The 13733-nt window shown below is 65.1% G+C and carries 16 protein-coding genes and 1 tRNA gene; 9 read left to right on the forward strand and 8 right to left on the reverse strand.

Annotated elements, in window-relative coordinates:
- The first annotated feature begins 7 nt into the window (after positions 1 to 7).
- From atpD to ACWCIA_RS05135, 3 genes are all read left to right on the forward strand, one after another.
- Complete coding sequence (gene atpD, locus ACWCIA_RS05125) at positions 8 to 1411, forward strand: F0F1 ATP synthase subunit beta (RefSeq protein ID WP_454161513.1); 1404 nt, start codon at positions 8 to 10, stop codon at positions 1409 to 1411.
- 28 nt (positions 1412 to 1439) lie between these two features.
- Positions 1440 to 1862: a F0F1 ATP synthase subunit epsilon gene (locus ACWCIA_RS05130; protein WP_454161514.1), complete on the forward strand. Its 423-nt coding sequence runs from the start codon at positions 1440 to 1442 to the stop codon at positions 1860 to 1862.
- 201 nt (positions 1863 to 2063) lie between these two features.
- Complete coding sequence (locus tag ACWCIA_RS05135) at positions 2064 to 3734, forward strand: serine hydrolase (RefSeq protein WP_454161515.1); 1671 nt, start codon at positions 2064 to 2066, stop codon at positions 3732 to 3734.
- Between the two features lie 9 nt (positions 3735 to 3743).
- Here the strand turns inward: ACWCIA_RS05135 and ACWCIA_RS05140 are convergent, their stop codons facing one another.
- The gene (locus ACWCIA_RS05140) at positions 3744 to 4358 is read right to left on the reverse strand and encodes a peptidoglycan recognition protein family protein (protein WP_454161516.1); all 615 of its coding nucleotides are present in this window, start codon (positions 4356 to 4358) and stop codon (positions 3744 to 3746) included.
- A 140-nt stretch (positions 4359 to 4498) separates the two neighbouring features.
- Between ACWCIA_RS05140 and ACWCIA_RS05145 the strand changes: the two genes are divergently transcribed.
- Together ACWCIA_RS05145 and ACWCIA_RS05150 are read left to right on the forward strand one after the other, a co-directional pair.
- Positions 4499 to 4921 (forward strand): CoA-binding protein, encoded by a 423-nt coding sequence (locus tag ACWCIA_RS05145; RefSeq protein WP_454161517.1) that lies wholly within the window; start codon positions 4499 to 4501, stop codon positions 4919 to 4921.
- A gap of 17 nt (positions 4922 to 4938) precedes the next feature.
- A complete protein-coding gene (locus ACWCIA_RS05150) occupies positions 4939 to 5538 on the forward strand; it encodes a glutathione peroxidase (RefSeq protein WP_454161518.1) in 600 nt (199 codons plus the stop codon).
- 137 nt (positions 5539 to 5675) lie between these two features.
- Here the strand turns inward: ACWCIA_RS05150 and ACWCIA_RS05155 are convergent, their stop codons facing one another.
- The 3 genes from ACWCIA_RS05155 to ACWCIA_RS05165 are packed head-to-tail and all read right to left on the reverse strand — an operon-like array spanning position 5676 to position 8874.
- On the reverse strand, positions 5676 to 7517 hold the full coding sequence (locus tag ACWCIA_RS05155) for a chorismate-binding protein (RefSeq protein WP_454161519.1): 1842 nt from the start codon (positions 7515 to 7517) through the stop codon (positions 5676 to 5678).
- 8 nt (positions 7518 to 7525) lie between these two features.
- A complete protein-coding gene (gene slmA, locus ACWCIA_RS05160; protein WP_454161520.1) occupies positions 7526 to 8104 on the reverse strand; it encodes a nucleoid occlusion factor SlmA in 579 nt (192 codons plus the stop codon).
- A gap of 38 nt (positions 8105 to 8142) precedes the next feature.
- Positions 8143 to 8874, reverse strand: a complete 732-nt coding sequence (locus ACWCIA_RS05165; protein WP_454161521.1) for an HAD-IA family hydrolase — start codon at positions 8872 to 8874, stop codon at positions 8143 to 8145.
- 23 nt (positions 8875 to 8897) lie between these two features.
- On the opposite strand from ACWCIA_RS05165, the gene ACWCIA_RS05170 reads away from it, so the two are divergent.
- Positions 8898 to 9785 carry a TraB/GumN family protein gene (locus ACWCIA_RS05170; protein ID WP_454161522.1) on the forward strand — a complete coding sequence of 296 codons (888 nt, stop codon included), beginning with the start codon at positions 8898 to 8900 and terminating at the stop codon, positions 9783 to 9785.
- An 18-nt stretch (positions 9786 to 9803) separates the two neighbouring features.
- Here the strand turns inward: ACWCIA_RS05170 and ACWCIA_RS05175 are convergent.
- Positions 9804 to 9878, reverse strand: a tRNA-Thr gene (locus ACWCIA_RS05175).
- A 93-nt stretch (positions 9879 to 9971) separates the two neighbouring features.
- Positions 9972 to 10901: an acetylglutamate kinase gene (gene argB / locus ACWCIA_RS05180; protein ID WP_454161523.1), complete on the reverse strand. Its 930-nt coding sequence runs from the start codon at positions 10899 to 10901 to the stop codon at positions 9972 to 9974.
- Positions 10902 to 11071: 170 nt separating this feature from the next.
- Here argB and ACWCIA_RS05185 point away from each other — a divergent pair, with 170 nt between their 5' ends.
- Positions 11072 to 11272, forward strand: coding sequence for a cysteine-rich CWC family protein (locus ACWCIA_RS05185; protein WP_454161524.1), 201 nt, complete (start codon positions 11072 to 11074; stop codon positions 11270 to 11272).
- Positions 11273 to 11383: 111 nt separating this feature from the next.
- On the opposite strand, the gene ACWCIA_RS05190 is transcribed toward ACWCIA_RS05185, so the two are convergent.
- Together ACWCIA_RS05190 and ACWCIA_RS05195 are read right to left on the reverse strand one after the other, a co-directional pair.
- Positions 11384 to 12502 carry an extracellular catalytic domain type 1 short-chain-length polyhydroxyalkanoate depolymerase gene (locus ACWCIA_RS05190; RefSeq protein WP_454161525.1) on the reverse strand — a complete coding sequence of 373 codons (1119 nt, stop codon included), beginning with the start codon at positions 12500 to 12502 and terminating at the stop codon, positions 11384 to 11386.
- A gap of 31 nt (positions 12503 to 12533) precedes the next feature.
- Entirely contained in the window at positions 12534 to 12962 is a 429-nt protein-coding gene (locus ACWCIA_RS05195; RefSeq protein ID WP_454161526.1) for a CopG family transcriptional regulator, read from the reverse strand.
- 126 nt (positions 12963 to 13088) lie between these two features.
- On the opposite strand from ACWCIA_RS05195, the gene ACWCIA_RS05200 reads away from it, so the two are divergent.
- Together ACWCIA_RS05200 and ACWCIA_RS05205 are read left to right on the forward strand one after the other, a co-directional pair.
- Entirely contained in the window at positions 13089 to 13517 is a 429-nt protein-coding gene (locus ACWCIA_RS05200) for a thioesterase family protein (protein WP_454161527.1), read from the forward strand.
- Complete coding sequence (locus ACWCIA_RS05205; protein WP_454161528.1) at positions 13514 to 13711, forward strand: DUF1289 domain-containing protein; 198 nt, start codon at positions 13514 to 13516, stop codon at positions 13709 to 13711. Before ACWCIA_RS05200 ends, ACWCIA_RS05205 begins: the two co-directional genes overlap by 4 nt.
- Positions 13712 to 13733: the final 22 nt, after the last annotated feature.

Raw genomic sequence — 13733 nt, forward strand, 5'->3', positions numbered from 1 at the left:
AACGAACATGGCTGATGGCAAAATCGTTCAGTGTATCGGCGCAGTGGTTGACGTGGAATTCCCACGTAACGCCATGCCGAAGGTTTTCGACGCACTGAAAATGGAAGGCTCCGCACTGACCCTGGAAGTGCAGCAGCAGCTGGGTGACGGCATCGTCCGTACCATTGCACTGGGCAGCTCGGAAGGCCTGCGTCGCGGCATGATTATCCAGAACACCGGCAACCCGATCATGGTCCCGGTCGGCGTCGCCACCCTGGGTCGCATCATGGACGTGCTGGGCAACCCGATCGACGAATGCGGTCCGGTCAGCAACGAGCGCATGGCATCGATCCACCGCTCGGCACCGGTCTACGACGAACTGTCGCCATCGACCGACCTGCTGGAAACCGGCATCAAGGTCATCGACCTGGTCTGCCCGTTCGCCAAGGGCGGTAAGGTTGGCCTGTTCGGCGGCGCCGGCGTCGGCAAGACCGTCAACATGATGGAACTGATCAACAACATCGCCAAAGCGCACTCGGGTCTGTCCGTGTTCGCCGGCGTCGGTGAGCGTACCCGCGAAGGTAACGACTTCTACCACGAGATGGCCGATGCCAAGGTCGTCGACCTGGACAATCCGGAAAACTCGAAGGTCGCGATGGTCTACGGCCAGATGAACGAACCGCCAGGCAACCGTCTGCGCGTCGCGCTGACCGGCCTGACCATGGCCGAAGCCTTCCGTGACGAAGGCAAGGACGTTCTGTTCTTCGTCGACAACATCTACCGCTACACCCTGGCCGGTACCGAAGTCTCGGCACTGCTGGGCCGTATGCCGTCGGCGGTGGGCTACCAGCCGACCCTGGCCGAAGAGATGGGCCGCCTGCAAGAGCGCATCACCTCGACCAAGACCGGTTCGATCACCTCGATCCAGGCCGTCTACGTCCCTGCGGATGACTTGACCGACCCGTCGCCTGCAACCACCTTCGCCCACCTGGATTCGACCGTCGTTCTGTCGCGTGACATCGCCTCGCTGGGTATCTACCCTGCAGTCGACCCGCTCGACTCGACCTCGCGCCAGCTGGACCCGCTCGTCGTCGGCCAGGAACACTACGAGACCGCACGCGCCGTCCAGGGTACCCTGCAGCGCTACAAGGAACTGCGCGACATCATCGCGATTCTGGGCATGGACGAACTGGCGCCGGAAGACAAGCTGGTCGTCGCACGCGCACGTAAGATGCAGCGTTTCCTGTCGCAGCCGTTCCACGTCGCTGAAGTGTTTACTGGCGCGCCAGGCAAGTACGTTTCGCTGAAAGACACGATCAAGGGCTTCAAGATGATCGCGTCGGGCGAACTGGACCACATGCCGGAACAGGCGTTCTACATGGTCGGCACCATCGAGGAAGCAATCGAAAAAGCCAAGAAACTGGCTGCCTAAGTCGGCTTCTTCAACCTGAAGGACACACATGGCAAACACATTTCACGTTGACGTGGTCTCGGCCGAGGAAAGCATCTTCTCGGGCGAAGCCGAATTCGTCGCGTTGCCGGGTGAAGCGGGCGAGCTGGGTATCTACCCGAAGCACACCCCGCTGATCACGCGGATCCGTCCGGGCGCCGTGCGCATCCAGACGACCGGCGGCAATGAGGAGTTCGTTTTCGTCGCCGGCGGTATCCTCGAGGTGCAGCCGAACGGCGTGACGGTCCTGGCCGACACCGCGATCCGCGGTGGCGACCTCGACGAAGCGAAAGCGCAAGCGGCCAAGAAGTCGGCCGAAGAGCTGATGCAGTCGCAGGACGCGCAGATCGACTACGCGAAAGCGCAAGCCGAACTCGCTTCGGCGATCGCCCAGCTGGCGGCAATCCAGAGATTGCGTTCGCGCGGTCGCTAAGGTTCTCGCTAAGCTGCTCGTCAAGCTTCAGCCGTACAGGAAAGGCAGCCTTCGGGCTGCCTTTTTTTATGCCGGCAGCGCTCCCATCCGTCTTGACGGCAACCCATCCAGCGTTTTCAGCCGTTTATCCACAAAGCGTTGTTCAAGAACTACCGGAAGCGTACAGTCGGGAACATACCAACTCATAAAGGGATGTCCGCCATGCTGAAACTTTCCGCAGTCTGCGTTGCCGTACTCGTCCTCGCCGGCGCACCGATGGCCGGGGTCCAGGCCGCGCCTGCCGCCGTGCAGTCGCAACAGTCGATGGCCGCCGCCATCGACGCCAGCATCGGCGCCCATTACAAGGCGGACGAGCCGGGCGCCACCGTCATCGTCGTCAAGGACGGCAAGACGGTCTTCAGGAAAGCCTACGGCATGGCCGACAGCATCGGCAAGCAGGCCATGACGCCGGACGCGGTGCTGCGCCTGGGGTCGATCACCAAGCAGTTCACGGCGGTGGCGATCCTGATGCTGGCGGAAGAAGGCAAATTGTCCCTCACGGACGACATCACGCGCTTCTTCCCGGACTACCCGACCAAGGGCAAGGCCATCACGGTCGAGCACCTGCTGACCCATACGTCCGGCATCAAGAGCTATACGGGCAAGCCGGACTATGCGCTCGGCATGGAGAAGGACGTGACTGTCGCCGCCATGATCGACAGCTTTAAAAACGACCCGCTCGACTTCGAGCCGGGAACGAACTACCGCTACAACAACTCCGGCTACTTCCTGCTGGGCGCGATCATCGAGCAGGTGTCCGGCCAGCCCTACGCGAAGTTCGTCGAGCAGCGCATCTTCAAGCCGCTCGGCATGGCGAATACCGCCTACGAAGGCCACGAACGCGGCAAGGCGCCGCGCGCGCTCGGCCACTCGCGCGACGGCCAGGGTTTTGGGCGCGCTTCCAAACTCAGCATGACGCAGCCGTATGCGGCCGGCTCGCTGGTGTCCAGCGTCGACGACCTGGCGCGCTGGGACGCCGCCATCTCGAGCGGCAAGCTGTTGAAACCGGCGAGCTGGAAGCGCGCATTCACGCCGTACACGCTGGCCGACGGCAAATCGACGGGTTACGGCTACGGCTGGCAGATCGGCAAGCTGCAGGGCGCCGCGAGCATCGAGCATGGCGGGGCCATCAACGGCTTCAATACCTTTGCCCAGCGCCTGCCCGAGCAGAAGGTCTTCGTCGCCGTCCTGAGCAATGCCGACGGCGGCCTGGTGAATCCGGGCATGGTGGCGAGCAGGGCGGCGGCGATTGCCATCGGCAAGCCCTTCCGCGAGTTCAAGGAGATCGCGCTGGGCGGCGCGGCGCTCGAACGCTTTACCGGCGTCTATGCGGTCGACCAATCGTCCACGCGCACCTTCCGCCGCGATGGCGACGTCCTCGTCATGCAACGCAGCGGACGGCCCCCGGTGCGCCTGAAGGCGTTCTCGCCGAACGGCTTCTTCCTGCCGAATGCATCGGATTACTTCGAGTTCGGCCAGGACGCGCAGGGCGTCATCACCCATGTGACCCAGTACCACGACGGCGAGGCCATGCGCCAGGCACGCACCGGCGACGCCCCCGCCGCGCGCCCGACCGTCAAACTGGCCGACGCCGCCTTCGACGCCAGGGCCGGACGCTACGAACTGGCGCCGGGCTTCGTGCTGGCGCTCAGCCGCGAGGGCGAGCGTTACTATGCCCAGGCGACCGGCCAGCCGAAGCTGGAGATCTTCGCGCACAGCGACAGCGTGTTCTTCGCACGCGACATCGAGGCCGAAGTGCGCTTCGACGGCGCCGACAGCAGCCACCTGGTGCTGCACCAGAATGGCCAGCAGATCCGGGCGCGCAAGCTGTAAGAACCCGGATCAGCCCGGTTTATTGGCCAGGCGGGCGGCGACTTTCTCGCGGAAGTAGCCGCTCTGCACATAGCGGTACAGGTTGGCGCCCGGGCAGACGGTTTTGTCGGAATGGTCGCGGTGGCTGGCGATGCGCTCGACCGGCACGCCGTATTTTTTTGCCAGCATTGCCATCACGTCGACCACGGCATCGAGTTGCGCCTGGTTCGGTTCGACTTCCTCGAAATTGCCGACGACTTCGATCAGCGCATGGCCGCTGGGGTCGTATTCGGTATTGGTGTCGCCGGCATAGGCGATGTCGCGCGCCGCGTAGGTCTTGCCCTCGAGGTCGATGACGTAATGGTAGGGGATGTCGAGCCAGCCCTTGGTGTTGCGCGACCAGGTTTGCAGGTTGCGCAGGTACTGGCGCGGGTCGGTGCCCGGTTTGAACGGCTCGCCCTGGTGGTGCAGCGTGATGTGGGTGATCGTGTGGCGCCGCGCCCGCGCCGGGTCGGCCGGGGTGCCGCCCCAGTCGGCGACGGCGACGACCGGCGGCTCGGCGACCGTCGGCGCCAGGGTGCAGCCGGTCGTGGCCAGCGCCAGGGCCAGGGTGGCGAGGAGGCGCGCTGCGTGGAGGATTTTCATGGATGGGCTCGTCTTCGTGAAAGGCGCATCTTTTCATACATTGCCGCATGTGCGCAAACGCTGTTCCCCATGTGCGCCTGCTGGCGAAGCGATGCAAACCTGTTAAGCTAGCGCCGATCCCGCACCCCTTTCGAGCCCCCATGAGAACAATTCCCCAAATCCTGCGAGACAGTAAGAACATTGCCATCGTCGGCCTCTCCAACAAGCCCGAGCGCGCCAGTTTCGGCGTGGCCGAATACCTGCAAGGGCAGGGCTACCGCATCCTGCCGGTCAACCCGCAATACGCGGGGCAGGAGATCCTCGGCGAGCGCGTCCATGCGACCCTGCAGGAAGCGGCCGATGCGCTCGCGCCCGGCGGCCAGCGCATCGACATCGTCGACTGCTTCCGCAAGTCCGAGGACATCCCGCCGCTGGCGCGCGACGCCATCGCGATCCGCGCCGGCTGCCTGTGGATGCAGCTCGACATCGAAAACCAGGCCGCGGCCGACCTGGCGCGCGCCGCGGGGCTGGACGTGGTGATGAACCACTGCCTTAAAATTGAACATCGCAAGCTCGACGCTTGAACATCACTGGACCGATCATGCTGAAAACCGCCACCCTGACTTTCGCCCTGCTGGCCGCCGCATCGAGCGCGGCCGCCCAACCGACGGGCGTCGTGCCGCACCGTCCGACCGTGGCCGCGGGCGCGACGCCTGCCGCCTGCCCGGCCCTGCTCAAGCAGAACTTCAAGCGCCTGCAGGACGAGGCGCCGCAAGACCTCTGCCAGTACGCCGGCAAGGTCGTGCTGGTCGTGAACACCGCCAGCTACTGCGGTTTTACGAAACAGTACGAAGGGCTGGAAAAGCTGTACGCGAAATACAATCCGCGCGGCCTGGTGGTACTGGGCTTTCCCTCGAACGATTTCGGTAACCAGGAGCCGGGCAACGCCAAGGAAATCGCCGACCTCTGCTACAACACCTATGGCGTGAAATTCCCGATGTTCGCCAAGACGCCGGTGACCGGGCCGAACGCCAACCCGCTGCACGCGGCGCTGGCCAAGCAGACCGGCAAGGAGCCGAAGTGGAATTTCACGAAGTACCTGATCGGACGCGACGGTAAAGTGATTGAATACTTCCCGAGCAAGGTGGCACCGGAGGACCCGCAGTTGGTGGGCAAGATCGAGCAGGCGCTGGCGCTGTAATCAAGACTTCAGGGATGGATCGATAGAAGGACACATACGCTGGTTGAACTGCGTACCGCGCGGTTCTGCGGGCACCGCAACGCGTGGAGTCAGGACTCCGGTGAAGCCGTGGAGGAGGCCACTGGCCTCCTCCACCCCTACAAATAAGCCCGCAGCGGGCCGCGCAGGGCGTTGCATACGATGATGCCGTCGGCTTTCTGAAACAGCTCGCGCGTGATCACGCGTTCCTGCGCGCGCCAGGCGGGGGCGGCCAGCATCACGGCGCGCATCACGCCCGGCAGCAGGCCGCAGGCCAGCGGCGGCGTGTACCACTTGCCGTCGATCCGCACGAAGACATTGCTGCGGCCGCCTTCCGTCAATTCTCCTCGCTCGTTGAAGAACAGGGCGTCGAAGGCGCCCTGTGCCTCGGCGGCGCGCCAGGCGGCGTCGTAGCGGCTGCGCACCAATGTTTTGTGGCGCAGGAAGACATCGTTCGACTCCGTGGTCTCCTCGGCCAGCACCAGGCGTACCGGCTCGTGCAGGGGCGCCAGCGGGGCCGACGCGATCGCCAGCCGGTTGTCGGCGTCGAGCGAGAGGCGCAGCCGGTGCAGGCCGGCGTCCTGCGGCAGGCCGAGGCAGGCGTCGAGCACCAGCGTGCGCGCCGCGACCGCGTCGAAGGGGCGGTTAAAGTACGCACAGGAGGCGGCGATGCGCGCCAGGTGCGCGTCGAGGTGGCGCGGGCCGTCCTGCCACGAAGCCTTGATCGTCTCGAAGAGCTCGAACTCGTTGGGCAGGCCCGTGAGGAAGCGTGCCTTCAACCGGCATTCGGCGAATTCGCCTTGCGGGTCGCTGTCGAAGACGATGCCGGCGCCGACGCCGAGTTCGCCGCGGCGCATGGCAGCGTCGGGTCCCGGAGCCGGCCCCAGCGCCAGCGTGCGGATCGGCACCGACAGGCAGAAGTCGCCGAAGGCGCGGCCGTCCCGGGGCGGGTCGAACCAGCCGATCGCACCCGTATAAATGCCGCGCGGATCCGGCTCGAGTTCGTCGATGATTTCCATCGTGCGCCGCTTGGGCGCGCCCGTGATCGAGCCGCAGGGGTAGAGCGCGGCGAAGACCTCGGCCAGCGTCGCATCCGCGCGCAGGCGCGCCTGCACCGTGGAGGTCATTTGCAGCACGCTGCCGAAGCGGGTCACCTCGAACAGCTGCGGCACCGCGACGCTGCCGGTGTCGGCGATGCGCCCCAGGTCGTTGCGCAGCAGGTCGACGATCATCAGGTTTTCGGCGCGGTTTTTCGGGTCGAGCGCGAGGGCGGCGGCGCGCCTGGCGTTGGTCGCCTCGTCGCCGGCGGCGGGCGCCGTGCCCTTCATCGGGCGCGCCAGCAGGGTGCCGCCGTCCTGGCCCGCTGCGTGGCGCACGAACAGCTCGGGCGAAAACGAGAGCACGGCGCCGCCGTCCGGCAGCCCGATCAGGGCGCCGTAGGGCACCGGCTGGCGTGCGCGCAGGCGCGCGTACAGTGCGTAGACCGAGCCGAAGGCGTCGAAGCGCAGGCGGTAGGTGTAATTGACCTGGTAGGTGTCGCCGGCGGCGATGTAGTCGCGGATGCGCCCGATCGCTTCCACGAACCGGGCTTCGTCGACATTCGGGGTGACGCCGCCGATGCCGGCCGGGCCGCTGCCTGCCGCCGCGCGCGTGGCCACCCAGGCCGCCGCGGCCTCGGGAGTGATGCGCTCGCAGCGCTCGAACAGCAGCACCTGGGCCAGCGGGCCGTCCAGCGCTTTTCGAGTCGGGATGCCGAGCAGGTGGGCGCCCAGCTCATAGGAGAGCAGGGGCACCGCGTACAGGCCGCGCGCCAGGGCCGCTTCGAGCTCGGCCAGCAGATCGTTCCAGCCGGCGGCGTCAAAGCAGTGCAGGGTACCCGTGTGGGCCGTGTACAGGCGCGAGCGTGCCTGCGCGTGACCCTCCGCGCTCGCATCGTCGAGCAATGCAAAGACCGTGTTCATCGGGAGCCTCAGGCCGCCAGCAGCAGCGACAATTGTACGCCTGTCCCGTCAGCGGGGCTGTGCCGGAAGCCGCTCTTGGCGAAGCGGTGCCAGCGCCCGGTGACGTAGCTCACCAAGAGGCTGGCGCGCGCGGGCACGTCGTCCTCGATCCCGTGGCCCTGGGTGACGGCCAGGCGCAGCGCGCCCTTGCAGGCCAGCTCGACCTTGTCATAGAAGCCGTTCATGCGCAGTTGCAGGCGTTCGTCCTCTCCTACCAGGGCGTCGCCGATCAGCACCCGGGTCATGCCGGGATTGTTCGCGGCGAAGTTCAGCAGCATGGTCAATATGGCGTAGGCCTGGTCGACGCCGCGCTCTTCTTTCTCGACGATCTGGTTGATGACGCCGAAGACGCTGGCCTCGATGAATTCGATCAGGCCTTCGTACATCTGCGCCTTGCTGGCGAAGTGGCGGTACAGGGCCGCTTCCGACACGGCCAGGTGCGCCGCCAGCGCGGCGGTGGTGATCTTGTCGCCTTTCGGCTGTTCGAGCATGGCCGCCAGGGCCTGGAGGATTTGCAGTTTGCGCTGGCCTGGCTTGTTGCTTGCCATGGTATCCCGAGAGGTAAGTGACGAATAAAAGTGAATGATCAGCGGAGCCGGTGCAGTTGCTTCGGCAACTGCCGCACGGATTTTACTTTGACATCGACATAGTTGGGGCGAATCAATCTGCGCGGCCGGGCTTGCGCCAGCGTGCTGCGCTCGCCGCGGCGCAGGTATTGCGTGACCCAGACCGTGGACAGGCCCAGCTGCTTCGCGCTTTTCAGGTTGGCCAGCGTGTCCTCGACGAGCACGCAGTCGCGCGCGGCCACGCCATGTCGGCGCAGCAGGCGCGCCAGCATGAGTTTTGACGGTTTGGGACGCAGCTGGCGGTGCACGTGCATCTGTTCGATGGCGATGTGGTGGGCGAAGTGGCGGTGCAGGCCGAGGTGGCGCATCACATCGGTCGAATACGCCAGCGGCCCGTTCGTCAGCAGGATCTTGCGGCCCGGCAGGCGCCGCAGCAGGCTGCCGAGGCCGGCCTCCGAGCGCATCATCGCGCGCAGGTCTTTCAGCTCGTGGGTCTCGCGCAGGAAGTGGGGCGCGCTGACGCCGTGGTGGCGCATCATGCCGAGCAGCGTGGCGCCGTAGCGCTTCCAGTAACCCAGGCGCGCCGCATCGATGCGCTCCTGGGTGACGGGGGTGACGCCGTCGTCGAGCACGCGCGCGATATACACGTTCATGTTGGCGCTGATGGCCGGAAAAATCGCGTGCGATGCGTCATGCAGGGTGTTGTCGAGATCAAACAGCCAGACGAGGGAGCGGGAGTTATGATTTGGCACGATTCCAGACACGGAGAGAGAGTATGCGACGTCCGATTATAGTGGTGTTCCTCAGCCTGTTCCTGATGACCTTCCAGGCGCTGGCCGCCGAGCGCGGCGCGCTGTTCAAGGCAACGACCAGCAAGGGCAATACCCTGTACCTGTACGGCACCATCCACGCGGGCCGCGCCGATTTTTACCCGCTCGAGCCGCGCATTCGGGCAGCCATGGCGGCCGCGCCGGCGCTGGTGCTGGAAATCGACGCCGGACGCGATCCGGCCGCCGTGGCCGCCGCCTTCGAGCAGCACGGCATGTTCCCGGCAGGCAGCCGCGGCCTGGTCGGCTTGCCGGACAAGCAGCGCCGGGGCATCGAATCGGGCCTGCGCCAGCAGGGCGTCGACCCGGCCGCCGTGGCGCGCATGAAACCCTGGATGGTGGCGACCCTGCTCGGGGTGATGGACATCGGCAAATTAGGCTATGACCCGGCCCTCGGTGTGGACATGCACCTGGCCGGGCTGGCGCGCGGCAAGAGCCGGATCGAGGAACTCGAGTCGGCGCAGGCCCAGGCGGCGCTGATGAACCGCTTGCCCGACGCCGACCAGTGGCGCCTGCTGGAGGAAACGCTGGCCAACATGGCATCGGGCCGCCAGCTGCGAGAAGGACGCGAGCTGTTCGACGCCTATGAGCGCGCCGACCAGGCTGCGCTGGACCGGATCGCGCGCCGGGTCGATACCGATACCACCCTCACCGGAACATTCACGCGCGACGTGCTGCTCACCGAGCGCAACGGGCCGATGGCGGACAAGGTCGCCTCGCTGCTGGCGCGCGAAAACAATGCGGTGGTGGCGGTCGGCTTGCTGCACCTGCTGGGAAAAAACGGATTGCCGGAATTGCTGCGCCAGCGCGGGATCACGGTGGAGCGGGTGTACTGAGGGGAGGTGCTGCAGGAGTGGTGCCCTTGACGTGGATTGAACACGTGGCCTCTCCCTTACCAAGGGAGTGCTCTACCACTGAGCTACAAGGGCGGGTAGAAATAACACGGTACGGGTTGGTGGGCTACGCCCGCCAACTGGCAAGCATGGCTCGCCATTCATGGCGAGCACGCTTGCCATAAATTTTTAATGCGACCGGATCATAGTGCCAAAAGCCTGTTCGGTCAAGACTTCCAGCAACAAAGAGTGCTCTATGCGGCCATCGATGATGTGCACGGTGTTCACGCCCGACTTGGCTGCGTCCAGTGCCGACGAGATCTTCGGCAGCATGCCGCCGGAAATCGTGCCGTCTTCGAACATCTCGTCGATCTCGCGTGCCGACAGGTCGGTGACCAGGTTGCCGGCCTTGTCCTGCACGCCCGCGATGTTGGTCATCATGATCAGCTTTTCGGCCTTCAGAATTTCCGCGATCTTGCCGGCGACGACGTCGGCATTGATGTTGTAGGCCTGGCCGTCCTGGCCGAAGCCGATCGGCGAGATGATCGGGATGAAGGCGTCGTCCTGCAGCGCTTTCACGACCGCCGGATTGATCGCTTCGATCTCGCCGACAAAACCGATGTCGAGGAATTCGCCCGGCTTTTCCTTGTCCGGCATGCTCATGCGGCGTGCGCGGATCAGGCCGCCGTCCTTGCCGGTCAGGCCGACTGCCTGGCCGCCGTAGTGGTTGATCAGCATGACGATGTCCTGCTGCACTTCGCCGCCCAGCACCCACTCGACCACTTCCATGGTTTCTTCGTCGGTGATGCGCATGCCCTGCACGAAGGTGCCCTGCTTGCCGATTTTCTTCAGGGCGTTGTCGATCTGCGGACCGCCGCCGTGCACCACCACCGGGTTCATGCCCACCAGTTTCAGCAGGATGACGTCGCGCGCGAAGCCGTGTTTCAGGCGCTCGTCGGTCATGGCGTTGCCGCCGTATTTGATGACGATGGTCTTGCCGTGGAAATTACGGATGTAGGGAAGCGCCTCGGCCAGGATCTGCGCCTTGATCTGCGGCGAGACCTTGGTCAGGTCGTTGTGTTGGTCCTCGGTCTGCAGGCTGGTCAACTGAGCGTTCATGGTGGATCCGAAATGAAAGTGGCGGAGATTTTACAGGCAACAAGGCCGCCTTTGTAGGCATTATGCAGCGTTCTTGTTGTATTTTATGGCCTGACCGGGTCAGGATGGCCGCCGATGAATGCTGCAACGATATTACACATGACGAAGGATTTCTGTCGCAGGGGTGCGCCATGAGCCAATGTACCCGCTGCGGCGCCACGTTCGGCTGCGCCATGGCCGATGGCGGCGCCGGCCCCTGCTGGTGCACCGAACTGCCGCCCGTGCTGCCGGTGCCGGGCGTCGACGCCGGCTGCTGGTGCCCGGCCTGCCTGCGCGCCCAGATTGCGGCTACTGACACGGCGGTCGAAATAAGGTTCCCGCGCGCCGATTGAGCCTGCTGCGCCAGCCATGGCGCCGGCACGCGCATCATCCTGACACGGCAGTGCGATGTGCCGGGCGCCGCGGTCGGGCCGCATGACGCGGCAGGCGGAGGGCGCCATGGTTCAACGATGGGTACTAAAGAAACGCATCATTTCGCGGCTGGCGTCCGGACCCTTGCCGTCGGTATAGCTGCCGCGTGCGCTGCCGCCCGACCAGGCGTGGCCGGCGCCGTGGATCACCCAGTGCTCGCCGTGCACCTTGCCGTCGGCCCGCTTGTGCATCGTGCGGGTATAGGCATGGCCGTCCGGCACCCGGCCCGGCTCGACCGCCATGGCGTCGGAGGCGTCGCGCGCATGCACCATCAGCTCGTCGCCATTGGTCGGGTGCACGGTATGGTCCTGGTCGCCGTGGAAGACGATGATCGGGATCGCGCGGCCCGGCTGCGCCTGAAAGTCGCGCTGGCGCTGCAGCTGGCCCTGCATCGCCGCCAGGGCCGACGGCAGGTCGTGGGCCGAGGCGAAGGGCAGTCCCGAGTGCACGCCGACGGCCGCATACAGGTCCGGGTACAGCGTGCCCATGATGGTGGCCATGGCGCCGCCGGCGGACAGGCCCGCCACATACACCCGGGCCGGGTCGATCGTGTGCCGGGCCATGATCTCGCGTGTGATGCCGGCGATGATCGAGGGTTCGCCCTGGTCGCGCTGCTGGTCGACGTTGTTGAACCAGTTCCAGCAGCGCGAAGAATTGGCCTGGCGCGATTGCGCCGGATACACGACCAGGCAACCGGTTTCTTCGGCCAGCGTGTTCATTTGCGTGCCGTGGGCGAAATCGTCCGGGTCCTGGGTGCAGCCGTGCAGCATCACCACCAGCGGCACCGGTTTGTCTGCCGTGTAGCTGCTGGGCACGTACAGCTTGTAACTGCGGGTGCCGGCGCCGTTGGTATGGCTGCCCTCGCTAAAGGTGCCGGGCATGGCTTCGGCCGGCTCGTTGGCAGCGCCGCCGCCGTGGCCGAAATTTCGGTTTAGTTCGGCCAGCATGTCCGCTACGTTGGCCGGCGTGCGCGTGTGGGCGGCGGCATTGGCTTGCGACAGGCCCTGCATCTGCTGCTGGGCCGCCTGGGTCATGGCCGAAGCGTTTTTGAGTGCGTCCTGGATCACCTTATTCGTGTCCACCCGGGGCTTGTGCAGCAGGCTGCGGGTCGCGGCCCGCATCTGCGAAAACAATTTGTTATTCAGTTTCATGTGCTTTTTTCCTTGTCTTGGGCTGTGCGCATTACTGGATGCGCTCTGCCAATGCGGCTTTCACGGCGTTGCTTGCATGCAGCGCCCCAAGCACCGAAATCGATTCAATGGTGGCCAGCGCCAGTTCGACCGAAACGTCGCTGGCGATGCTGGCCATGCCGAGCACCTGGATTTGCAGGCGCACGCCTGCCTGTTGCGCCGCTTCCAGGTCGGCCCGGGAGTAATGGTGCATGCCGAGCACCAGGCTGCGGCGGGCGACGGTCTGCCGCACCACGTCGGCATGGGTATTCAACTGGTTGCGAATCGCTGTCCGGATCAGGTCGGTACGATTGCTATAAAACCCTTCGCTGACCAGCAGGTCGATCTGGCCCAGGTCGATCAAGCCCAGGTTGATCGTGATTTTTTCCGAGTCCGCCAGCTTTTGCTTTGGCTCGTTGGTCGTCGTAATGTCACCCCGCATCCTTACACCATCCTTTCAAAACCATCCTGTTACCATCCATGTGGATGGTGAAAACCTGTGTGCAGTGTACGCGCCTGAGCCCCAAGGTCAAGCGCGATCCGATTGAATCGGGTAATCTATTTCTCCATGAGTCCAGAATTACAACCCGGCCTACGCTTCGCATGGCAGTACACCGTCCCCCCGCGCGCCACCGTGCCGCAGCTGTACCACGACACCCCGTTCTGCCTCGACATGCCCGAGGTGCTGGCCACCGGCTACATGGTCGGCATGATGGAGCTGGCCTGCGTCCACGGGATGATGCCTTTCCTCGACTGGCCGCGCGAACAGAGCCTGGGCACCATGGTCAGCTTCGAGCACCTGGCGCCGACGCCGCCCGGCATGACCTTGCGCATCGAGGGCGAGGTGCTCGAGGTCGAGGGCCAGCGCGTGCGTTTTAAGATCGAGGCCTGGGACGATGTCGAGCGCATCTGCGAGGGAGTACACGAGCGCCACGTCATCGATCCGGCGCGGTTCAATGCGCGCATAGCACGCAAGAACAGCAAGGTGGCGTCATGAACCAGCCCGAACTCCAGACCCCGGTGCCGTCTCCCTGCATCAGCCTGTGCGAGATGGACCAGACGACCGGCCTGTGCCGCGGCTGCCTGCGCACGATCGACGAGATCGTCGCCTGGGGCAGCGCCGGCGACGACTATAAACGCGCGGTCTGGCTGGAAATCCGCCGGCGCGAGTCCGAACTCGATTTCGGCTGAACGCTTATTGTGAGCGTTCACT

Source organism: Massilia sp. SYSU DXS3249, assembly GCF_053668055.1.

What these genes read in the sequence shown, in the direction of transcription:
- atpD (WP_454161513.1), top strand. Translation starts at nt 8, where the DNA reads ATGGCTGATGGCAAAATCGTTCAGTGTATCGGCGCAGTGGTTGACGTG.
- ACWCIA_RS05130 (WP_454161514.1), top strand. Translation starts at nt 1,440, where the DNA reads ATGGCAAACACATTTCACGTTGACGTGGTCTCGGCCGAGGAAAGCATC.
- ACWCIA_RS05135 (WP_454161515.1), top strand. Translation starts at nt 2,064, where the DNA reads ATGCTGAAACTTTCCGCAGTCTGCGTTGCCGTACTCGTCCTCGCCGGC.
- ACWCIA_RS05140 (WP_454161516.1), bottom strand. Translation starts at nt 4,358, where the DNA reads ATGAAAATCCTCCACGCAGCGCGCCTCCTCGCCACCCTGGCCCTGGCG.
- ACWCIA_RS05145 (WP_454161517.1), top strand. Translation starts at nt 4,499, where the DNA reads ATGAGAACAATTCCCCAAATCCTGCGAGACAGTAAGAACATTGCCATC.
- ACWCIA_RS05150 (WP_454161518.1), top strand. Translation starts at nt 4,939, where the DNA reads ATGCTGAAAACCGCCACCCTGACTTTCGCCCTGCTGGCCGCCGCATCG.
- ACWCIA_RS05155 (WP_454161519.1), bottom strand. Translation starts at nt 7,517, where the DNA reads ATGAACACGGTCTTTGCATTGCTCGACGATGCGAGCGCGGAGGGTCAC.
- slmA (WP_454161520.1), bottom strand. Translation starts at nt 8,104, where the DNA reads ATGGCAAGCAACAAGCCAGGCCAGCGCAAACTGCAAATCCTCCAGGCC.
- ACWCIA_RS05170 (WP_454161522.1), top strand. Translation starts at nt 8,898, where the DNA reads ATGCGACGTCCGATTATAGTGGTGTTCCTCAGCCTGTTCCTGATGACC.
- argB (WP_454161523.1), bottom strand. Translation starts at nt 10,901, where the DNA reads ATGAACGCTCAGTTGACCAGCCTGCAGACCGAGGACCAACACAACGAC.
- ACWCIA_RS05185 (WP_454161524.1), top strand. Translation starts at nt 11,072, where the DNA reads ATGAGCCAATGTACCCGCTGCGGCGCCACGTTCGGCTGCGCCATGGCC.
- ACWCIA_RS05190 (WP_454161525.1), bottom strand. Translation starts at nt 12,502, where the DNA reads ATGAAACTGAATAACAAATTGTTTTCGCAGATGCGGGCCGCGACCCGC.
- ACWCIA_RS05195 (WP_454161526.1), bottom strand. Translation starts at nt 12,962, where the DNA reads ATGCGGGGTGACATTACGACGACCAACGAGCCAAAGCAAAAGCTGGCG.
- ACWCIA_RS05200 (WP_454161527.1), top strand. Translation starts at nt 13,089, where the DNA reads ATGAGTCCAGAATTACAACCCGGCCTACGCTTCGCATGGCAGTACACC.
- ACWCIA_RS05205 (WP_454161528.1), top strand. Translation starts at nt 13,514, where the DNA reads ATGAACCAGCCCGAACTCCAGACCCCGGTGCCGTCTCCCTGCATCAGC.